The 22,617-nt window shown below is 59.4% G+C and carries 12 protein-coding genes and 1 riboswitch; of the genes, 2 read left to right on the plus strand and 10 right to left on the minus strand.

Annotated elements, in window-relative coordinates; all coding sequences use genetic code 11:
- Positions 1-148: 148 nt before the first annotated feature.
- From PK28_RS00835 to PK28_RS18735, 8 genes are all read right to left on the minus strand, one after another.
- Complete coding sequence (locus PK28_RS00835; RefSeq protein WP_044510467.1) at positions 149-586, minus strand: hypothetical protein; 438 nt, start codon at positions 584-586, stop codon at positions 149-151.
- Between the two features lie 259 nt (positions 587-845).
- Positions 846-2,300, minus strand: coding sequence for a M16 family metallopeptidase (locus PK28_RS00840; protein ID WP_052430502.1), 1,455 nt, complete (start codon positions 2,298-2,300; stop codon positions 846-848).
- A 122-nt stretch (positions 2,301-2,422) separates the two neighbouring features.
- Entirely contained in the window at positions 2,423-3,862 is a 1,440-nt protein-coding gene (locus tag PK28_RS00845) for a M16 family metallopeptidase (RefSeq protein WP_082016889.1), read from the minus strand.
- 70 nt (positions 3,863-3,932) lie between these two features.
- A complete protein-coding gene (locus tag PK28_RS00850) occupies positions 3,933-5,270 on the minus strand; it encodes a family 1 glycosylhydrolase (RefSeq protein ID WP_044510469.1) in 1,338 nt (445 codons plus the stop codon).
- A 76-nt stretch (positions 5,271-5,346) separates the two neighbouring features.
- On the minus strand, positions 5,347-7,011 hold the full coding sequence (locus PK28_RS00855; RefSeq protein ID WP_082016890.1) for a GMC family oxidoreductase: 1,665 nt from the start codon (positions 7,009-7,011) through the stop codon (positions 5,347-5,349).
- Between the two features lie 53 nt (positions 7,012-7,064).
- Positions 7,065-7,658: a gluconate 2-dehydrogenase subunit 3 family protein gene (locus PK28_RS00860; protein ID WP_044510471.1), complete on the minus strand. Its 594-nt coding sequence runs from the start codon at positions 7,656-7,658 to the stop codon at positions 7,065-7,067.
- 102 nt (positions 7,659-7,760) lie between these two features.
- Positions 7,761-8,606, minus strand: a complete 846-nt coding sequence (locus PK28_RS00865) for an SDR family oxidoreductase (RefSeq protein ID WP_410471235.1) — start codon at positions 8,604-8,606, stop codon at positions 7,761-7,763.
- 164 nt (positions 8,607-8,770) lie between these two features.
- Complete coding sequence (locus PK28_RS18735; protein WP_048825386.1) at positions 8,771-9,898, minus strand: PA14 domain-containing protein; 1,128 nt, start codon at positions 9,896-9,898, stop codon at positions 8,771-8,773.
- Positions 9,899-10,039: 141 nt separating this feature from the next.
- Positions 10,040-10,146: riboswitch (SAM riboswitch) on the plus strand.
- Between the two features lie 68 nt (positions 10,147-10,214).
- Between PK28_RS18735 and metH the strand changes: the two genes are divergently transcribed.
- Positions 10,215-13,934 carry a methionine synthase gene (metH, locus tag PK28_RS00875; protein ID WP_044510475.1) on the plus strand — a complete coding sequence of 1,240 codons (3,720 nt, stop codon included), beginning with the start codon at positions 10,215-10,217 and terminating at the stop codon, positions 13,932-13,934.
- Positions 13,935-14,122: 188 nt separating this feature from the next.
- Entirely contained in the window at positions 14,123-15,079 is a 957-nt protein-coding gene (metF, locus tag PK28_RS00880; RefSeq protein ID WP_044510477.1) for a methylenetetrahydrofolate reductase [NAD(P)H], read from the plus strand.
- 125 nt (positions 15,080-15,204) lie between these two features.
- On the opposite strand, the gene PK28_RS00885 is transcribed toward metF, so the two are convergent.
- Both PK28_RS00885 and PK28_RS00890 read right to left on the minus strand, forming a co-directional pair.
- Positions 15,205-16,188 (minus strand): NAD(P)/FAD-dependent oxidoreductase, encoded by a 984-nt coding sequence (locus PK28_RS00885; protein WP_082016891.1) that lies wholly within the window; start codon positions 16,186-16,188, stop codon positions 15,205-15,207.
- Positions 16,189-16,312: 124 nt separating this feature from the next.
- Complete coding sequence (locus PK28_RS00890; RefSeq protein ID WP_082016892.1) at positions 16,313-22,540, minus strand: T9SS type A sorting domain-containing protein; 6,228 nt, start codon at positions 22,538-22,540, stop codon at positions 16,313-16,315.
- Positions 22,541-22,617: the final 77 nt, after the last annotated feature.

Genomic DNA, 22,617 nt, shown 5'->3' on the forward strand with positions numbered 1-22,617 from the left:
CTATTGCCCAAGGTCTGGAGCTTCCCACTGAGCATCGGCAGCCGGCGGCAGTTACTGTATAATTTTACCACGCGCCTATCTGCACGCAAACAGCCGGTCTTCCGTGAGGAAGTCGGCTGTTTTGTTATGGAATACCAAAGCCCGGCGCTTATGGATTATTGCTGCGCTGCTTCCGGTGGTAGGTCTTGGTAAAACCATCCCACACATCATCCTGCACCACCAGCTCATCAGCAGTTAGCTTGAGAATAATGACCGGTATGCCATCCATGTTCCGGATGATGTCGCGCTGGTCGTGGTAGATTTGGGAAGTTTCCCGGGTGCGGGTATACGGCGTGCGCGCTACTGCCCGGCCATCCTCGTAGCGAGTTAACGTGCCATCGGCCGCAAACTCCTGCACAATGGCGGGGCCGGATACCGGGGTAGCTGGCAGGCCCGCGAAACCGCCCTGGTAGGAATCCCACACCCACTGCTGTTCCAGCGCGTGAGCGTCCGTGGAAATGACTTCGGGAGATACTTCAGGCCCCTGGCAGCCTGATACCAGCAGTAAAAATCCGGCTAGCCAGAGGTTGGGTAGAAAGGTGCGCATCGTTATACAGCGTTAAAAACATCAACTAGTTTCTATACCATAAGAGCCACCCGGCCGCGGAAGCGTTGCAAGCTTTTATGAAGATGATTTTCAACTTATGGATGCCAGGTTTGAAATCAGAGCACACGCTTCTGTTGCAAAAAAAAGGTTACTCTAGATACCCGGAGTAACCTTTTTAGGGTAGAGTTAGAAGGCTAGTTCCCCTCCTCAGCTGAGGGGGGAAACTAGCTTTTCTAGCTTTTTAGACTTCTGGCTTTAGTTACAGCGCCTTCTTGCGGGAGGCCTGAAACTTCTTAATCTGAGGGTCGATGATTTTCTTGTCGCCGACCACGACAATCGTCATGGCTTCGGGGCGCACGTATTTGCGGGCGGTTTCGCTTACCTGCTGGGGCGTTACAGCATTGATGTTCTTTACCTGCTCGGTGAGGTAAGAATCGGGCAGGCCGTGCAGCTCCAGGGTATTAAGCTGGCTGATGATGCCGGCCGGGGTGGAGTTGCGCAGCACAAACAAGCCCGACTCATAGTTCTGGATGCCTTTCAACTCCTCGGCCGAAGGCGGGGTTTTCTGCAGGCGCTCTATCTCATACATGATTTCCTTGAGCGAGTTGCCGGTTTCCTGGGTGGTTACATCGGCGTTCTGGCTCCAGTTGCCGGCACGGTAGTGCGTTTCCAGGTAGCTATAGGGGGAGTAGGTGTAGCCTTTGTCCTCGCGGATGTTGCGTGTGATGCGCGAGCCGAAGGAGCCGCCCAGCAGGGAGTTCATCACCCGCATCTTCGTATAGTCAGGGTGCGAGGGGTCCACCACAGGCAGGCCGATGACGATGGTGGACTGCGGAGCGCCGGGACGGTCCAAGGTCATGATATCGGGGCGGGTCTGGGCTTTGGCTACCTCAATATGCGGGGCCGGGCCCTGGGGCATGCTCACCCAGGCCTTGGTTATAGCATCGCGCAGGGCGGCTTTATCAAACTTACCTGCCACAAACACGGAGGTGCGTTGCGCGCCATACTGGCTTTGGTAAAAGGCCTTCACCTGCTCCAAGGTGAGGGCGTCAATCTCGGCATCGGTGGGCAAGGGGCGTCCGTAGGGGTGCTTGCCGTAGAGGGCCGCGGAGAATTTCTGGCGGGCCTGGGTGCCGGGCTGGGCCCGGGCCAGGTTCATCTGGCGCTTAAAGTCGGCCTTGATGCGGGGCAGCTCGCTTTCCGGCAGGGCCGGGTGCTGCACCACATCGGCCAGCACGGCGGCCAGCTCCGGGGCATACTCGCTCAGGCAGGAGGCCCACAGCTGGGTTTGGTCACCGCCCACCGAAACATTCAGCGAGCCGCCCATGCGGGCAATTTTATCGGCCAGCTGCGTGGCCGAAAGTGTGGTAGTGCCTTCGCTGAGCAGCTTGCCCAGCAAATCAGCCACGCCTACCTGGTTAGCCTCCTCGTGCACGTTGCCGGCCTGAATGGAAACCAGCATGGTTACTTTGGGCACTTCACCGTAGGGCACCAGCGTAGCTTTCAACCCATTGGAAAGCGTGAATTCTTCCTTTTCCGGCAGCTTAAAGTCGCGGGGCGTGCCGCCGGGCGGCGGGGTTTCCCTGGGGGTCGTTTGGGCCGACGTTTTATCGATTAAAACAGGTTTTACCTTGGGTTTGGCCTGGGCCAGTGCGGCCGGCGTACTCGCCGTAACCAGGGCCACGCAGAGTAGCCCGAAATAGAAGGTTTTCATCTGAATAGTGGACTTGAGATGTAGCACGAAGCTCCAGCTTCGCGAATCGTTGTGGGGAATGAACGAGGCTTCTGGTACTCGTTCAACGATGCGCGAAGCTGGAGCTTCGCGCTACAGACTCCCTAGCTTTTGGCTAACGGATTCACAATAAGCAAGGTGCGATTGGTGGGCCGCAGGTATTCCTGAATGGTGCGCTGCATGATTTCGGGCGTCACTTTCCGGAACTCGGCCTCCAGCGTGTTAATGCGGGCAGGGTTGTTATCGAAGAGGGCAAAGGAGGCCAGCATATCGGCCCGACCGAAGTTATCGGAGCCGGAAAGCTGGTCGTAGAGGTTGGAGCGCAGCTTTACCACGGCCAGGTCCAGGGTGGCCTGATCTATCCCGCCTTTGGCCAGGCGGTTTATTTCCTGGTCCAGCACGCTCACCACGGAGTCCGACTTCACCGACTGATCATAGATTAAATCGCCCATCCAGAGCATAGGGCCAGAGTAGTTGAAGGCGTTGCCGAGGTAATTGATGCCGCCATTCACGTTATCGGTATAGCCGCGCTTCTGCACCAGGGCCTGGTAGAGGCGGCTGTCTTTGCCCTGCAGCAGAATCTGGTCCAGCAGAATAAGGGCGTAGTACTCCGGCGTGTTCCGGTCGGGCATGTGGTAGGCAAAGGCCAGGGCGGGCTTGGTGGCCAGCTTGTCATCCTTGGTAAAGCGCTGCTCCTTTTCCTGGCGGGGCTCGGTAATGTCGGGCTTGGGGGGCTGCGGGGCGCTGGGAATGTTGGCGAAGTACTGCTCCACCCACTTCTTAGCTTCGGCGGGCTCAAAGTCGCCTACCACGGCCAGGGCGGCGTTGTTGGGGGCATAGTAGGTTTTAAAGAATGCTTGGGCATCGGGCAGGGTGGCCGCGTCCAGGTCCTTCAGGTCGCCGTAGAAGTTGTGGGCATTGTTCCAGTTCTGGTTGGCTTTCTGGGGCATATCCAGCCAGGGAAAACCGCCGTAGGGTTGGTTGAGTACGTTCACGCGCACCTCGTTTTTCACCACGCCCTGCTGGTTGGCCAGGCTGGCCTGCGTAATGGCGAGGCCCCGCATCCGGTCGGCTTCGGCCCACAGAATGGTTTCCAGCTTGTGGGAGGGCACTACCTCAAAGTAGTTGGTGAAATCGAAGCGGGTAGAGCCGTTGAGCAGACCGCCGTTTTTCTGGATCAGGTTGATGAACTCCATCTTGCCCAGGTTCTGGGAGCCCTGAAACATGAGGTGCTCAAACAGGTGGGCGTAGCCGGTGCGGTTGCGCGGCTCGTTGCGGAAGCCCACGTTGTAGTAAGCCGCCACGGTGGCCGTGGGCGCGGTATGGTCCGGGGAGAGCACCACCTTCAGGCCGTTGGGCAGAGTGTAATACTCCACCGGAATCTGGAAGGAGGCTACGGCCGGCTGGGCCACAGCGGCAGGCGCGGCCGGAACCGTCGTAACGGCCGTGCCTGAAATGGTTTTCTGACTGCAGGAGCCTAGTCCGGCCAGCAGCGCCAGCCCAAAGGCGTACTGCGTAACTCTTGCTCGGGTTAGAGGGGTCATAACAGCTAACAAGGTGGTTAGATATGATTTTACCACCATGTTACTGAAAATTACTTACATCTTATTCATCCTATATCTCCACTTTCAGGGTGGCCGGTTGGGTGGTTACTTCAAACATCTCGCCGTGGGGCACAATGGTAATCTGTCCATACTCCTTCAGCAGCATTTTATAAGACTCGGCTACCGGCCGGGGCTTACGGTCCAGATCAAAAAGGCCGCAGGCATTCAGGCTGCCGGCTTTACGGGTCAGGCCGCTGTCCCAGTCCACCTGGTCGATGAGGGAATACCAGGTGAAGCCCAGCACCGGCACGCCTTCTTTGCGCATCTGCAGGATGTTCACCCACTGCTTCCAGAGCCAGGTCGGGGCTTCGTTGGCATCAAAAACATTGGTTTCCGTGTGCATCACGGGTTTGTGGTAGCGCTGGTAGTACTCGTAGGTGATGTTGTACCAGCCCAGCACATCCATGCTGGTACACAGGGTGCCATCGGGGAGAATAATCCGCTCATTGCGGCCGTAGTAGTCGTTACCCATCACCTGGTAACCGGGTGGCTCGCCGGCCATAAACCAGTCGTATTCGGTGCGGGTCATGCCGTTGTCGTAGAGGTAGTTCATCACCTCGGCATCGGGGTGGAAGGCATACAGCAGATCAAGCGCCAGAAACCGGAGCCGGTTGCTGAGCTGAATGGAGGGCGTGCGGGTAGCGCGCAGCTCGTGCGTAAACTCCGCCGATTCGCTCTGCACAATCACGCAGTCGGGGCGGTGAATGGCAATCTGCTGGTTGCCCATAATGCTGGCGGCCACCAAGTGCTTGAGGGCCGTAACAAAGGCTTTATCTGATTTCAGCTGCTCGTTCCAGGCTCCGTCCAGCGCGCTCATGCGGGCCGTTACATAAATTTCGTTGATGGGCGTGTAGTAGCGCACCCACGGGTAGCGCTTGGCCACGGCGCCACAGTACTCGGCAAAGTATACCGGCAGCTCGGGGTTCTGGTAGTTGCCCAGCCAGTCGGGCACGCCAAAGTGCATCAGATCCAGAATGGGGGTAATACCCAGGCGCTGAATTTCGGCCATGGCCAGGTCGGCAAACGTCCAGTCGTACTTTCCCGGGCCTTTGTGAATGTTGTAGTAGGGCAGGCCGTAGCGCAGCACCTTCAGGCCCATTTCCTTCACCAGCCCCAGGTCTTCTTTGTACCGTTCGTAGTGGTAGCATTCGGCCAGCAGGTCACGGCGGGTTTTGCCGTTATCAATGGTGGGGTAGCTGCACTCAATGCCGGTGGCAAACATGAAGTTGCCGGCCAGGCCGGTGGGCAGGCCGCTGCCGTCGCTGCCGCCGGCGCCGCCGTACTGGTCGCCTTCGTAGTTGCCGCTGCCAAACTTTTCTTTGATAAGCGTGAGGAAGGTTTTAGCCATGAGAGGAATGGTGAGAAGGGGAAGTTAACTGCAGGAATCCGATGCCGGTGCGGGCATCACCCTTCCCCTGCGGGTGTTATTTCAATGATTCCAAAAATTTATCGGCCGTACGCAGGCTGAGGGCCATAATGGTAAGCGCCGGGTTTACGCTTAGGGCACTGGGAAACACGGAGTTGTCGCAGATGTACAGGTTAGGCACATCAAACGCCCGCCCCTCGGAGTTCACCACCGCGTCGTCGCCGCTCAGGCCCATGCGGGCCGTGCCAATGATGTGGGCATTGCGCGGAAACGACCAGATGTCCTGGGCGCCGGCCGCGGCCCAGATCTGCTGCATCAGGGTTTCGGCGTGGCGCGTCATGCGTATCTCGTTTTCCTGGTTGGTAAATTGAATGCGCGGCTTGGGCAGGCCCCGGGCATCTTTCTCCTCGGCCAGCTCCAGAAAATTGGCGGGGTGCGGCAAACAGTCGCCCAACATGTTAATGCCGGCAATGTGGTTGTACTGGCGCAGGTAATGCCGCAGGGGCTCGCCCCAGAGCTTCCGCTGCCGCGCTACCTGCCCGGCAAAGGTCACGGGCATCACGCCAATGCTCTGCAGCAGGTAGCCGCCCGCAAAATCGGCACCGGCCGGCCGGTGAGTGTCTTCGGAAATAAGAGCCCCGGGAATGCCTTTGTAGGGCCGGATATCTTCCTCAAAGGTGCCCCACACCTGCAGGCCGGTATGGGCCATAAAGTTCTGGCCCACGTGGCCGCTGCTCAGGGCCAGCTCATTCAGCAGCAGCAGGCGCGGGGTTTCAACGGCCCCCGCGCACAGAAACAGGTGGCGACATTTCTGCCGTTGCGTTACGCCGTTTTGCTGATACACTACGCCCGTGATGCGCCCCGTATCGTCCCGTTCCACCTCCGTCACAAAGCTATTGGGCCGAATATCGGCGCCGTGCGCGGCCGCCAAGGGCAGAAAGGTTACGTCCATGCTGGCTTTGGCGCCGGTGCTGCAGCCAGCCTGGCAGAAACCCCGGTTGGTACACGCCTCGCGCCAGCCCACGCCTTCCTGGTAGTAGCGCCCCGACAGCGCCGCATTGGCCGCCGGCGAGGTCAGGATTCCCAGCTGCGCGCAGGCCCTTGCCATCAGCTGGGCGGCCCCGTTCAGCGGCAGCGGCGCCAGCGGATAGGGCCGGCGCCGGGGCTTGCCCCAGGGGTAATGTTCTGGGCCGGATATGCCCAGAAACTGCTCCAACTCGTCGTAATAAGGCTCCAGCTCCTCGTAGCCCAAGGGCCAGTCTACGCCCACGCCAAAGTCGCGGCGCAGGCGGAAGTCGTCGTCCTGGGCGCGGGGGGTGTAGGCCGTGTAATGCAGGGTGGAGCCGCCCACGCCAGTGCCGGAGTTGTTTTTGCCGAAGGCCACCGGGTCCTGACCGGCGGAGAGGCGCTCATCGTTCCAGAACAGAAACTCCTGGGCTTTTTCATCGGTGGCAAAGTCCCGTTGCGGGTTGTGCCAGGGGCCGGCCTCCAGGGCCACTACTTTCAGCCCGGCCATGGCCAGGCGGGCCAGCAGGGGCGCGCCGCCCGCCCCGGTCCCAATCACCACGCAATCCACCTCCTCGGCCGGGTCGGGCAGGGGCTGGGGCTGCTCCTGTTCAGTGGGGGCCGCCGCTTCCTCCAGTATACTTTTCAGCAACGGGTCCTGCACTTCGGGCTTTACCGGGTTTAGTACCCCTTCTTCCAGTACTTCTTCATCGGGCATAGCACTGCGGATTAGTCTGATTTGAATGATGTTGTGGTAAGCGGCGTCCGGGGTCAGGGCTGCTGCTCCGGCTCCCGGGGTTCCAGCTCATTCAGGCCAATGCGCGTCCAGCCGGGTACGTCGGCCATGCCCACGTAACCTATTTCCTCCTGGGCCAGCGGGTGGGCGTAGTAGTTTTCCGTCAGCTCGGCCAGCAGCTCCTCAAAAAACCGCCCCTGGTTTACCTGCTCCCAGTTTTCGCCCGCCGCCTTGCCAGCCGCCAGCTGCTCCAGCACCGCATCCTGATGCGCGGCATCCAACGCTAAAAAATCCTGCTGAAACTGCGCCTGCGCCGCTTGATTGATACCCCCTAGGCCCATGCGATAGGCTTCCCGGTCGGGCGGCAGCACATCGTAGCGCCAGCCATCAGACCGGCCTTCGGCCAGGCGGGCATCAATGGCCGGGGCCAGCTCCAGGGGCGCGGGGCGCTCCGGCTGCGGCAGGAGCCGGGCCGCCACTGTGCGCAGCAGCCGGTACGCATCGGTATCCAAAAACTGCGGCTGATAGTGGACAGTAGCTTCCAGCCGGGCCTGCAGCGCCGTGCGGGTGGCCTCCGTTACCAGGTCGGTTTGCAGCAGAGCGCGAACGGTGCCTTCGGGATAGAGCATAGTGGTGGGTTTGCGGGAGCGTAATCAATAAGAGAAACACCAACCCTGGGCGGAGGTTAGGACAATCAGCAGAATGCCCGGAAAGTATAACTGCGAAACGCGCTATTGGTCACTGCTGAGCTTACCGCCGGTTACGTGCACCAGGCTGCCCGTCATGAAAGAGCCATCTTCGGAAGCCAGCAGCACGTAGGCCGGCGCCAGTTCCTCGGGCTGGCCGGGGCGCTTCAGGGCTACTTCATACCCAAATTTCTCTACTTCCTCCAGGGGCATGGTAGCGGGAATGTTGGGCGTCCAGACCGGGCCGGGCACCACGCAGTTCACCCGAATACCCCGCTCGCCCAGGTGCGTGGCCAGGCTCTTGGTGAAGGCATGAATGGCCGATTTGCTGGCGGTGTAGTCGATGAGCAGCGGGTTGCCGGTGAGGCCCACTATGCTGCCGGTATTGATGATGCAGTCCGGGGCTTTCAGGTGGGGCACGGCGGCCTGCGCCATCCAGATATACCCCAGAATGTTGGTATCGAAGGTGCGGCGGATCTGCTCTTCGGGAATGTCCTCGAATTTTTCCTGCGCCATCTGGAAAGCCGCGTTATTCACCAGAATATTCAGCCCGCCCAGCTCCTTGCGCGTGCGGCGCACGGCCTGCCGGCACTGCTCCGGGTCGCGCACATCCAGCTGCAGCAGCAGGCACTGGCGGTCCTGGGCTTCTATCAGGCGCTTGGTTTCCTCGGCGTCCTGGATGTTTTCGTTGTAGAGCACTGCCACATGGGCCCCTTCCATGGCAAAGGCCACGGCCACCGCCCGCCCAATGCCACTGTCGGCGCCGGTTACCAGGGCCACCTTATCCCGCAGCTTGCCAGCGGCGCGGTAGGTGCTGAAACTCATGCCGGGCTGCAGCTTCATATCGGCCTGCTTAGCCGGATATGGCAGCTTTTGGGCAGATTTTTTCATGTCCTTGGCCGTGGGGCGGTCCACGGGCTTGGGAGCAGTTTCTTTCTTGACGGATGCAGTGGTTTTCTTGGTAGCCATAGCGCTGGGAATAGTTGGTTGTTTTCTCTCTACGAGAAAACCTACGGCACAACCAGCCCGCGGTTGGCTGGTAACCCGCGCAGCTTTTACTCCACCACTACTTCTACCCGGCGGTTGCGGGGGCGCTGTTTGGGGTCCCGGTTATCGGCCACGGGGCGGGTGCCGCCGTACCCCCGGGGCGTGAGGCGCACGGAATCTATACCGTGCTGCATCAGATATTGGCGCACGTTGCGCGCCCGCTGCTCCGAGAGCTGCCGGTTCAGCTCCGCATTGCCCACATTATCGGTGTGGCCCGCAATTTCCAGGCGCAGCGCCGGCTGCGCCCGCAACGTGCGCACCAGCTGGTTGAGTATGGGCCGGGAAGTGGGCAGGAGCGTGGCTTTGCCCTGGGTGAAATACAGGTTAGGCAGCGTAACGGCCGTGCCTTTGGTCAGGGTGCTTAAATCGGGCAGGGCACTGGCGGCAGGTGTGTCGGCGGGCGCCGCTACCGGCACTGGTGGTTCCGGCAAGGTAGCTACCGGTGCCCGACGAGCGGGCCGCACTACGGCAGAGCGCCGTACCGGGGGCCGGACGGCCCGCACAACCGCCGGCGTGGTTTTGGCTGGGGCCAACGGGGCACTGCTGACCGATTCTACCGGTGGCGTTTTTGGCCGGGGCCGCTCCGCTTCGCGCGGAATAGGTTTAGCAGAAGATGGCAGCGCAGCATACAGGTTTTCGGGGGAAATAGGCTGGGCCGGTTCCGATGAGGCCGGTAGCTGCCACGTCAATAGCGCGCGGGTATCCCATTGTACCTGGTAGTATTCTACCCTTATTGGGTAGTAGCGCCCGCCCGTGAGCTGTACCTGGGTGGTTACGGCCGTAACGCGCTGGTCACGCCAGGAGCTCAGCACGCGCTTGCCGCCTATCCAAACCCGCATACCGTCATCGGAAAGAATACGGAAGGTGTAGAGCCCCGTAACCGGAACGTAGAGGTGCCCCGTCCAGCGGATGGAAAAATCGTCTCCCGATACGCCCGGTGCCGGCGAGCGGAACCGCTGAGGAGGCTGACCCGGACCAGGCGAGCTGTAGGTCCAATCAAAGTCGATGGTGGGGTCCGTACGCGTGTACGCCAGTTCCTCGAAGCTGCGGCCATTATAATACTGCCCCGCAGGCCGGTACCCGGGGTTTTGGGCATGGTCTGCGCCTGCAGGAATGCAGATAACAACAACAGACACACCATCATAAAAGCCCGAATACTTCGCTGGAACAGCATAGCCGAAGATATCTAATAGCCGGAGGAGTGTAAATCAGAGGAGTAACGCTGGCAAGATCCGGAAAATTGGAATCCGGACTTTCCTATTGTATCTTCGTCTTGCTACTTATCCAGAAAGACCGAGGGAATGGGCCCTATGACGTCTTAGCAACCTGAATCAAAACAAGGTGCTAACTCCCTTTCTGCCTCTCTGGCAGAAGAAGATAAGTGCGGAACCGGCCTCTGCGCCCGGCTCTTTCTGGATAGGCTATTGATTGCCGTTTTTCCGAAAAGCCGATATGCCGACGACCACCTCGCCCCTGCACGATATTCTGCGCCAGCGCCTCCTGATTCTGGATGGGGCCATGGGCACCATGATTCAGCGCCATAAGCTGGAAGAAGCTGATTTCCGGGGCACCCGCTTCGCCGACCATCCCAAGCCCCTGCGCGGTAACAACGACCTGCTCAGCCTCACCCGCCCCGACATCATCCGGGGCATTCACGCCGACTACTTCGCGGCCGGGGCCGACATGGTGGAAACCAACACCTTCAGCGGTACCACCATTGCCCAGGCCGATTATGGGCTGGAGCACATTGTGTATGAGCTGAACTACGAGTCGGCGCGCATTGCTCGGGAAGTGGCCGATGAGTTTACGGCGCAAAACCCCGCCAAGCCCCGCTTTGTAGCCGGCGCCGTGGGCCCCACCAATCGCACCGCCTCCCTCTCCCCCGACGTCAACCGCCCGGGCTTCCGGGCCGTGACGTTTGACGAGCTGGCCACCGCCTACCTGGAGCAGGTGCGCGGGCTGGTAGAAGGCGGCTCCGATGCCCTGCTCATTGAAACCATCTTCGATACCCTGAACGCCAAAGCAGCCCTGTACGCCGTGCAGAAGTTCTTTGATGAAGGCGGGAAAGTGGTGCCCGTCATGATTTCCGGCACCATTACCGATGCTTCCGGCCGCACGCTCTCGGGGCAGACGGTAGAGGCTTTCTGGAACTCTATTCGCCACTTGCCGCTGCTGAGCGTGGGTTTGAACTGCGCCCTGGGCGCGCATCAGCTCAAGCAATACGTGCAGGAGCTCAGCCGCATTGCTGATGTGCACATTTCGGCCTACCCCAACGCCGGTTTGCCCAATGCCTTTGGCGGCTATGATGAGTCGGCGCAGGAGTTTGCGGCCGTGGTGGAAGACTACCTCCAGGACAACCTGCTGACGGTGGTGGGCGGCTGCTGCGGCACCACACCCCAGCACATTGCCGAGCTCAGCAAGCTGGCCGAGAAATACCAGCCCCGCCCCCTGCCCGCCGTGCCGGCCCTAACCCGCCTGAGCGGTTTGGAGCCCTTCGGCATCAACGAAAACAGCCTGTTTGTGAACGTAGGCGAGCGGTGCAACGTGACGGGTAGCCGTGCTTTTGCCCGCCTTATCCGCACCGGCAATTACGAGGCGGCCCTGCAGGTAGCCCGCGACCAGGTGGAAGGCGGCGCGCAGGTCTTGGACGTGAACATGGACGAAGGCATGCTGGACTCGGAGCAGGCCATGACCACCTTCCTGCACCTGATTGCCTCCGAGCCCGACATTGCCCGCGTGCCCATCATGATTGACTCCTCCAAATGGAGCGTGCTGGAAGCCGGCCTCAAGTGCGTGCAGGGCAAGAGCATCGTCAACTCCATTTCCCTGAAAGAGGGCGAGGAAGTATTCAAAGCCCATGCCCGCACCGTGCGCCAGTACGGCGCTGCCGTGGTGGTTATGGCTTTTGATGAAAACGGCCAGGCCGATACCCTGGAAAAGCGCATCGAAATCTGTAAGCGCTGCTACGATATTCTGGTAAACGAAGTGGGTTTCCCGGCCGAGGACATCATCTTCGACCCCAACATCCTGACGGTGGGCACCGGCATGGAAGAGCACCGCAACTACGCCCTGGATTTCATTGAGGCCGTGCGCTGGATTAAAGCCAACCTGCCCGGTGTGCTCACCAGCGGCGGCGTGAGCAACATCAGCTTCTCGTTCCGCGGCAACGACGTGGTGCGCGAGGCCATGCACTCCTCCTTCCTCTACCACGCCATTCAGGCCGGGCTGGACATGGGCATTGTAAACCCCAGCCAGTTGGCCGTGTATGATGAAGTGCCCCAGGATTTGCTGGAGCTGGTGGAAGACGTGCTGCTCAACCGCCGCCCCGATGCCACCGAGCGCCTCGTGGACTTCGCCGACAACATCAAGGATAAATCAACCAACAGCCAACAGCCATCAGCCAACAGCCAGGAATGGCGCAGCCTGCCCGTGGCCGAGCGCCTGCAGCACGCGCTGATAAAAGGTATTACAGAGTTTATTGACCAGGACACCGAGGAAGTGCGCCAGCAGGTAACCCGCCCGTTGGAAGTAATTGAAGGCCCGCTGATGGCCGGTATGAATGTGGTGGGCGACATGTTCGGGGCCGGCAAAATGTTCCTGCCGCAGGTGGTGAAATCGGCCCGGGTGATGAAGAAGGCCGTGGCCTACCTAGAACCCTACCTGCTGGCCGACAAACAAAGCGGCGACCGGCAAACCGCCGGCAAAATCCTGCTGGCCACCGTGAAGGGCGACGTGCACGACATCGGCAAAAACATTGTGGGCGTGGTGCTGGCCTGCAACAACTTTGATATCGTGGACCTGGGCGTGATGGTGCCGCTGGAAAAGATTCTGGACGAAGCCGTGAAGCAGCAGGTCGATGTTATTGGCCTGAGCGGCCTCATCACCCCCAGCCTGGATGAAATGGTGTACGTGGCCCAGGAAATGGAAAAGCGCGGCCTGAAAACCCCGCTGCTCATTGGCGGAGCCACCACCTCCCGCCTGCACGTAGCCGTGAAAATTGCGCCTAACTACTCCGGCCCGGTGGTGCACGTAAACGATGCCTCCCGCAGCGTGGGCGTAGCCGCCGCGCTGTTGGGCTCGGCTGATGTGGAATACGCCCGCACCGTGCGCGAGGACTACCGTCAGTTGCGCGAGGATTACGCTGGCCGCCAGCGCGAGAAAAACTACCTACCTATTGAAGCGGCCCGGGAAAACGGCTTTAAGGCTGATTGGGAAACCACACCCATTACGAAGCCTTCTTTCCTCGGCACCAAAGTGCTGGAAGATTACCCGCTGGCCGAGCTGGCCACCTACATCGACTGGACGCCCTTCTTCCACACCTGGGAGCTGAAAGGCCGCTACCCGCGCATTCTGGAAGACGAAAACCTGGGCGAAGCGGCCACTAGGCTGTTTGAGGATGCGCAGGCCTTACTCCAAAAAATCATCGACGAAAAGCTGCTCACGGCCCGCGCCGTGCTGGGCTTCTGGCCCGCTAATACCCAAGGCCACGACACCATTCAGGTGTTCACCGATGAAACCCGGGAGCAGGTGCAGACGGAGTTCTTTACCCTGCGCCAGCAGAGCGAAAAAGCCCCCGGCATTCCTTCCCTGGCTTTCTCCGATTTCGTGGCGCCCCGGGAAACCGGCCGTGAGGACTATATTGGTGGGTTTGCGGTTACGGCGGGCCTGGGCATTGAGAAGCTGCTGGACCAATTCGAAAAGGACCACGACGACTACTCCAGCATTATGGTGAAAGCCCTTGCCGACCGCCTCGCCGAGGCGTTTGCCGAGCGCCTGCACCAGCGCGTGCGGGAGGAGTTCTGGGGCTATGCGCCCGCCGAGCATCTCTCCAATGAAGACCTCATTCAGGAGAAATACCAGGGCGTGCGGCCCGCGCCCGGCTACCCCGGCTGCCCCGACCACACCGAGAAAATTACCCTGTTTGAGCTACTCGACGCGGAAAACAAAACGGGCATCCGCCTCACCGAAAACCTGGCCATGTACCCGGCTTCCTCCGTCAGTGGTTTCTACTACGCGCACCCCAACTCCCGCTACTTTGGCCTGGGCCGCATTGGCCAAGACCAAGTGGAAGATATTGCCCGGCGCAAGAACATGCCGCTGCCGGAGCTGGAGCGCTGGCTGGCGCCCAACCTGAATTATGACCCGGTTTCCGTGCCTGTAACGGCGCTGTAAGGACAAGTAAAACTAGTTCCCCTCCTCAGCTGAGGAGGGGCTAGGGGTGGTTGAAACACTAGAGTTAGGTAACTAAAGCTAGTTGGTCGTTCAACGAGTTGTCAACCACCCCCAACCCCTCCTCAGCTGAGGAGGGGAGCTTTGCACACTACCGAAACTACCCGCTAAGCCAAGCTTAGGGCTTTTATATGAAAGTTACCGACCACCTGCTGCAGGCCAAGGGCAAAACGCTGTTTTCCTTTGAGGTGCTGCCGCCGAAAAAGGGAGAGAATATCCAGAGCCTGTTCACCAATATTGAGCCGCTGCTGGAGTTTAAGCCCCCATTTATTGACGTTACTTACCACCGCGAGGAGTACGTGTACCGGCAGCACCCCAACGGCCTGCTGGAAAAGAAAACCGTGCGCCGCCGGCCCGGCACCGTGGGCATCTGCGCGGCCATCAAAAACCGCTTCGATGTAGATACAGTGCCCCACCTGATCTGCGGTGGCTTCTCCAAGGAGGAAACCGAAAATGCCCTCATCGACCTGCACTTCCTGGGCATTGATAACGTGCTGGCCCTGCGCGGCGACCCGATCAAAAGCGAAGGCCGGTTCCTGCCGGACCCCGACGGCCACAGCTACGCCTGTGACCTGATTGGCCAGGTGGCCGACCTGAACAAAGGTTCTTACCTGGACGAGGAGCAGGACGACACCTGGGCCACCAACTTCTGCATTGGCGCGGCCGGCTACCCCGAAAAGCACTTTGAGTCGCCGAACTACGCGGCCGACCTGCGCTACCTCAAACACAAGGTAGACCGCGGCGCCGACTACATCGTGACCCAAATGTTTTTCGATAACGAGCAGTTTTTCAGCTTTGAGAAGCGCTGCCGGGAAGCGGGCATCAACGTGCCCATCATTCCCGGCCTGAAACCCCTCACGGCCAAAGGGCAGCTCACCATGCTGCCCCGCTCCTTCTACCTCAACATTCCGGAAGCGTTGGCCGATGCCGTACACCAGGCGCCCGGCAACGAGGCGGCCCGGCAGATTGGCATTGAGTGGTGCATCAACCAAAGCAAAGAGTTGATGGCGCACGGCGTGCCGGTGCTGCACTACTACAGCATGGGCAAGTCCGACAGCATCCGGCAAGTTGCCAGCGCCCTCTTTTGAGTGGTGGGATGGTGAAATAGTGAGTTGGTGAGATGGTGAGTTTGATGTTCTGGCGGCGCCACTTGCGCAGAACCGCGCCAACGAAACGTCAAACCCACCATTTCACCATCTCACTATTTCACCTCCTAACGGCATTCCTCCCGGGTCAGGCTTTCGTTGATGGCAATGGCGGCCAGGGAGCCTTCGGCGGCGGCAATGATGGCTTGCTGAGGTGCGGGGGTGGTGTCGCCGGCGGCGTAAATGCCTTTGATGCTGGTCTGGGCCTTGCTGTTGGTCCATACCGCGCCGTTGGTAAGCAGGCGGCAGCCGGTTTCCTCGGCCAGGTTGCTGCGCTGGCGCTGCTGGGTGTGCAGGAACAAGGCATGGCGGGCCAGTTTTTCGCCGTTTTCAAACACAATGTGGCGCAGTTCGCCGGTGGAGCGGCCTTCCAGGTGGGCAATCTTGTCTTCGCGCACTACCACACCGTGCCGGGCCAGGCGCTGCAGGCCTTTCTCCTTGATACCGCTGGGCCCATTAGTGCACACCACCACATCCTTGCTCCAGCGGCTGATGAGCAGGCCCAGTCCCAAGGCTGTTTTCCCCTGCGCATATACGGCCAGGGGCTTGTCGCGCACTTCCCAGCCGTGGCAGTACGGGCAGTGCAGCACGCCCATGCCCCACAGTTCGCGCATGCCTTCAATGGGCGGCAGGTCGTCGGTGACGCCGGTGGCCAGCAGTACCCGGCGGGCCGAAACCGTCACCGGAGGGCCGCCCCTGTCGGGTTGCATGGTGATGCAGAAGCCTACTTCTTTCACTTCGATGCGGGTAACACAGGCTTCCCGGGTGGTGACGGTGGGGTAGGCCGCCAGCTGCTCATGGCCCAGGCGCAGCAAGTCGGCGGGCTTAATGCCGTCGCGGGTGAAAAAGCTGTGCACGCCCGGCGAGGTGCTGTTGCGGGGCGGCCCGCTGCTGCACACCAGCACCTGGCGGCAGCTGCGCCCCAGCACCAGGGCGGCACTCAGCCCGGCGCTGCCCCCGCCCACAATAACGACATCGTACTCAGAAACAGTAGGAAAGGAAAAACGGCCGGACCCGGTAGTCGGGGACTTATCAGAGGCAGTAGGTTTCATAGAAAAGCAAGGCAAACAGATGAGCAGCTTCTATGCTACGTACATTGGCCAAGTTAGTCGGGACTAAAAGAAAAAAGCCCCCTCCAAGCTGGAGGGGGCTTTTTAGGGCGCCATGGGCGAAAGACTAGTTTCTCTTCACCAGCTTTTGAGTCAGATTCACTTCATTGTTGCGAATCAATACTTGGTAGGTACCCTCCGCCAGGCTGCGGATATCCAGGGGCTGGGCCATGCCGCCCTGCAGGGTGAGCTGGCGAACCACGCGGCCCGTCATGTCCAGCACCTGCACCTGGTAAGTGCCGCCCGGTAGTGTACCCAGGTCCACAGTAGCCTGGGTTACCGCCGGGTTCGGATACACACTGATGCTGATAGCGCTGGCGGCGAAGGTTACCGTGCGCACGGGCGTTACGTGCAGCTTGCCATCGGTATCTACCTGCCGCAGGCGGTAGTACACCGTGCCGGTCCGCTGGCCTACGTTTACATCCGTGAAGGCATAGTCATGACCAGTGGAGCTGCTACCGTTGCCGCGTACCTGCCCAATCTGCAGGAAGGTGAGGCCATCGAAGCTACGTTCTACTTCATAGTGGTCGTTGTTTTTCTCAATAGCCGTATGCCAAGTCAGCTGGGCATTGGTGCGTACGGCTTTCACGTCAAACGTGGTCAGCTCTACGGGCAGTGGGGGAATGGTAACGGTAATGCTCACCGTCGTTACCGATTTCCCGCCCTGTGCGTCTACCGTATTCATAGTAGCGTTGTATACCCCCGCCGCTGCATTGGCTGCTACCGGAATGGTAATGGTGCCGGTGGCGGTATTCAACCGCAGCCAGGTGGGCAGTGTGCTGCCAGCTGCCAGAGCAACTGAGGCAAGAGCAGCATCCTGATCCGTTACAGTAGCCAGCTCCTGATTATCCTTCAGCGAGCTTTTATTGTAGGAGTTGCCTACTGAGTAAGCTGCTTCTGTATCCTCGTTGATGATGATAGTCACCGTATTGGTCGTTTTGCCACCCTGCGCATCTACCGTATTCACCCGGAAGGTGTAGGTGCCAGCAACTGGTGCGGTAGAACCAGTTACCGTGAACTGGCCCGTGGTGGAGTTGAAAGCCATGCCGGCGGGCAGCGTGCCCGTAGTAATGCTGGCACTGGCTACCCCGCCATTGGTATCCGTTACCGAGGCCAGGGAATACCCGTCGCTGAGCGCATCCCGGTTATAGGTATTGGTTGTCGTGTACACCGCATCAGCATCCCCGTTGAAGACCAGCGTTACTGTATGGGAAGTTACCCCACCCAAGGCATCGGTTGTGCTTACCTGGAAGGTGTAGGTGCCGGCCACCAGCAGGGCAGCATCTGCTACCGTCAGCTGACCGGTAGCGGCATCCAGAGCCACACCAGCCGGCAAGGCACCCACGGGCACCGCCGCAACAATGGCTCCGTCGGCATCCGTCACTGTAGCCAGACTCTGGTTGGTCGAGTAGCTTTTCACGTTTTTCGCGGGAGCTACCGTATATACTGCCTCGCGGTCAGTGGAGATAATGATGCTCACGGGCACCGTCGACTTACCACCCGCAGCATCCACCGTATTCACGGTGAAGTTGTAGGTGCCAGCGGCCGGCGCGGTGTTGCCGCTCACGGTAAACTGTCCCGTCGTGGTATTGAAGGCCATGCCCGAAGGCAACGTACCACTGGCAATAGCTGCCGAGGCAAGTGCACCGTCCGCATCCGTTACCGTGGCCAGGGAGAAGCCGTTGCTCAGTGCATCCTGGTTGTAGGTGTTGGATGATGAATACACGGCTTCTTTATCAGCCGTGAAAGTCAGCGTGATGGTCTGCGTGGTTGTGCCGCCCACCACATCCGTGGTTGTCAACGTCAGCGGGTAGGAACCGGCCACCAAAAGCGCCGCATTCGCCACCGTAAACTGACCCGTGGTCGAGCTGAAGGCGACGCCGGCGGGCAGGGTGCTACCATTGGCCAGCACCGCTGAGGTTAGCGTGCCATCTGCATCGTTTACCGTGGCCAAAGAAGCACCAGTCGTGTAGCTATCCACATTCTTCGCTCCCACTACCGTGTAGACTGCTTCGCGGTCCGCATTGATGGTAATGGTTACCGGAACCGTGGATTTTCCACCTGTAGCGTCCGTCGTATTCACCGTGAAGGTGTAAGCGTTGGCGACTAATTGGGTCGTGTTGCTGACGGCAAACTGACCTGTGGTGCTATTGAAGCTCATGCCGGCGGGTAGCGTGCCCGTGGCAATAGCCGCCGCAGTGAGTGTCCCATCGGCATCCGTTACCGTGGCCAGGGAGAAGCCGTTGCTCAGTGCATCCTGGTTGTAGTTGTTCGGGGCCGAATACACGGCTTCCTTATCAGCCGTGAAAGTCAGCGTGATGGTACTGGACGATTTCCCGCCAGTGGCATCTACCGTGTTAATCGTCAGTGGGTACGAGCCCGCAACCAAGCTACCCGCGTTAGATACGGTGAACTGACCCGTGGTAGCATTGAGGGCTACGCCGGCGGGCAGGGTGCTGCCATTGGCCAATACAGCTGACGTCAAAGCACCATCGGCATCCGTTACCGTGGCCAAAGAAGCACCGGTAGTATAGCTGTCGACGTTTTTAGCAGTTGCTACCGTGTACACGGCTTCTTTGTCTACATCTGATACCAGAATAGAATAGGTAGCAGTGTTCGATACGGCACTTTGGTTATCAGTAGCTGCGTAAGTGAACGTTACGGTGCCACCAAAAGCACCCGAGGGGTCATACTTCAGTTTGGCTGCCTGCGCCGGAGTCAGGGTTACCGTCCCGATATTAGCGCTGGTCAGGGCTACATAAGCGCCGCTGACACCATCAGTATTGGTGTTGTAAAACAGCGTGCCGTCCGCGGGCAGGCTCTTGATCTGGTAGGTGGAAATTGAGCCGTCCGCATCCGTTGCAATCAGTGAGCTGATAGCCGTTTGACCGGCCGAGCTGGCAATAGGGCTGCTCAGTGAGTTACTCACGGTTGCTGCCACCGGGGCCGCGTTGCCCAGCGTGATGGTATAAGTAGCCGGCGTGGTGTCGATGGGGCCGGTGGCGCTGTTAGCGCGCACGGTATAGGTAAAGGTTACCGTGGCATTGCTGGTGCCAATGGGGTCGAAGGTTAGCTTGCTGGCATCGGCTGCCGGCAGCTCAAACTCGGGAGCGGTTACGGCCACTCCATTCACGTACAGCGTACCCTGGGTATCGGCATCCGGAATAGTGCGGATAATGTAGCTGTAGAGCGACACATTCCCATTCAACGAGCCCGAGAAGGCCGTAATGGCCGTGGCATTGGCACTGCTGACAATAGCCGGCGAGTTGGTCACATTGTTGGCAACCGGCTCGGCAATAGTCTGGTTTACCGGTACGGTGTAGGTAGCCGTATTAGCACTAGCCAAGCCGCTGTTGTCGGTAGCTTTAAACTGCAGGGTGAGGGTAGTAGTAGTGGTGTTGTCAACCGGGTTGAAGTACAGATAGGCACCCGCTGGAATAACAGTACCCGCGGTAATAGTTACCAAACCGTTGTTGTTGCGACCCACATTGGCTCCCAGGTTATTGGTGGAGTAGGTTAGTACCCCCTGCGTTGTGGCGTTTGGCAGGCCGCCGGTAATCGTGAAGGAAGCAATGGTACCGTCCGCATCCGAGCCGGACAGCGTACCATTCGGTGCAGTCCAGTTCAACCGGTATGCATCGTTTTTCGTGCTAGTGATAAGCGTGCTGTTTGTAGCGGAAATGGCGCGCGGGGCCTGGTTGCCAAGTGTAATAGTGTAAGTAGCGGGCGTAGCATCCACGGTGCCATTGTTGTCAGTGGCTGTGTAAGTGAAGGTGACGTTGCTATTCGTGGTGCCCGAGGGGTCGTATTTCAGCGAAGCGGCCTGTTGGGCGGTCAGGTTCAACTGGGACGCCCCGCCATTTACCATGGTGCTAGTCATGGCCACATAGGTGCCGGAGGTACCATCGGCGGCCGTGTTGTAGTAGAGCGTGCCGCTGCCGGGCAGCGCCGAAATCTGGTACGAAGCAACAGTGCCGTCCGGATCCGTAGCCGTCAGGGCCGGAATAGCCGTGGGGCCATTTGCGCCAGGAATAGCCTGGGCCGTCGTCATCGTCACGTCGGCGGCTACCGGGGCCACGTTGCTTACGGGCACCGTATAGGTAGCCACGTTTGAGAGGTTACCCACGTTATCCTTGGCCGTGAACGTAAACGTCACGTTGCCATTAAAGGCGCCCGAAGGGTCGAACTTCAACGAAGCCGCCTGTGCCGGAGTCAGGGTTACCGTCCCAATATTAGCGCTGGTAAAGGCTACATAAGCGCCGCTGACACCATCTGTATTGGTGTTGTAAAACAGCGTGCCGTCCGTAGGCAGACTGCCAATCTGATAAGTGGCAATTGAGCCGTCCGCATCACTGGCTTTCAGGCTGTTGATAGTGGTTTGCCCGGCACTGCTCAGGATAGTACCCGAGTTGGTGGTGTTGGCAGCTACCGGGGCAATAGAGCTGGCTACCGGAATGGTATAGGTAGCCGTGTTGCTCACCTGGCCATTATTGTCTTTGGCAGTGAACGTGAAGCTGATGTTGCCGCTGGCCAAACCGGAAGGATCGAAACGCAGCGAGGCGGCCTGCGCCGGGCTCAGGTTCAGGGCATTCAGATTAGCGCTGGCAACGGCTACATACGTACCGCTGGTGCCATCGGCATTGGTGTTGTAGTATAGGGTGCCATCCGTGGGCAGGCTGGCAATCTGGTAAGTGGCAATGGTGCCATCGGCATCCGAAGCCTGCAGCGCTGTAATGGCCTTCTGCCCATCAGTGCTATAAATAGCTGCCCCCGAATAGGTGGTGGCAGCGGCTACGGGTGCACTGTTTGTGATGGCCAGCGAATAGGCCGCCGTTGTGGTGCTGATATCTCCCTGCGAATCGGTGGCGTTGTAGCTGAAGCTAACGGTACCAACACTGGCCGTGCTGTTTGGCAAAAAGTACAGTGAGGCCGCCTGGGCAGCGCTCAGCACCAGACCAGGATAGTTTCCAGCGGTAACTTCTGTGTAAGTAGAACCCGACTTGACGTACAGCTTGCCGGAGGTATTCAGCGAAGTGAGGCTGGCCGGCGTGATGGTGTAGGTGCTGATAGCATCCCCGTTGGCATCGGTAGCGGCCAGGGGCGACAGCTGCGTGTACACGGCGCGGGGCGTGGTAGAGCTCAGCGCTGTGGGAACGGGTGGCGTATTGACCACGGTTGTCACCTTGGCCGTGGCCGCAGAGCCGTTGTTATCCAGCGGGTCGGCGTCGTCGGTGCTGATAGTGCTGCTGGCCGTACCGTTCACAGTAGTGGCCGGCATTACGTAGGTAATGGTGGAGGTGCTGCTGGCCCCAATGGCCAGGTTAGCAATGATGGGCAGCGTTAATACTCCCGTTGCTTGCACATAAGTGCTGCCCGTTGGGTAAGTGGCCAGCACAGTGCCCGGGGTAAACTGCACCTTGGGCTGCACGCCGGTAGCGGCATAGTCGCCGCTGGCGGTAGTGGTGGCGGTGTACGTTACGGTGGAACCTGCCTTGGCGTGGTTCGGCCCAGCTAAGGTCGTTGCCACGTTAGCCTGGGTGCACCACGTCATATAGTCAATGGCAATGTACTGCCCAAGCGGATCCGCAACTCCGGTAATTACGTTCTGATAGGTAATCTTGAAGGAAACAATGGGCTTGTTGAACGTAACGGTAGCATTGCCCAGCGTTGAGTTGGAAGCTACGTTCTGCAGCCCCTGCAGGCTGTTGCCACTCAGGGAAATGTAGGCGGCATCGCGCGCTACGGTGGCATCCACTGTCGAAGACAGGTTCAGCACCGTACCATCCGCTTGCGTCGCAGTGAAAGTGACTTTATCCACCCAGGCCTGAGCCCCCAGGTCAATATCCTGAATCCGGAGAGAAAGGTTATTGACCGGCCGGTTGAAGGAGTAGGTGATTTGTGTGGTTACTTCTGCCGTACTGGTGTAATCCGCATCCCAGTATAAGGCATTCACCCCGTTAACGGGCGTTACATACAGGTTGGTTTGCGTACTCCCGGCTGGCTCTACGTAGGAACCCGCCGTGCTGATGGTAGTGTTGGTAGAGCCCCCGCCCGCATTCACGGGCGCGTGGTTTTTCCAATCCTCATTCGTTGGGCGGGTGGCGAAATTGAGCGTGGTGGTGGTGGCACAAGCGGCCGCTACTGCCAAAGAGACGGGCAGTTGCTTACGCTTGAGGGATTTGGTTGCAACCGTAGGTTCCGTATCGGTTATGGAATCCCGGGTCCGGGCCTGGCCCTGCACTCCCAAGGGCACCAAAGCCATTAGTAGAAGTAGGGAGGGTAAGAGTGCTTTCATGCAAAACAGGGGTGTGGAAAAAAAGTCAGACGAAGGGCAACCTTACGCGTGATATAGCGTAGGGCCTGCAAACCTAC

This window comes from Hymenobacter sp. DG25B (genome assembly GCF_000801315.1).
Taxonomy (GTDB): domain Bacteria; phylum Bacteroidota; class Bacteroidia; order Cytophagales; family Hymenobacteraceae; genus Hymenobacter.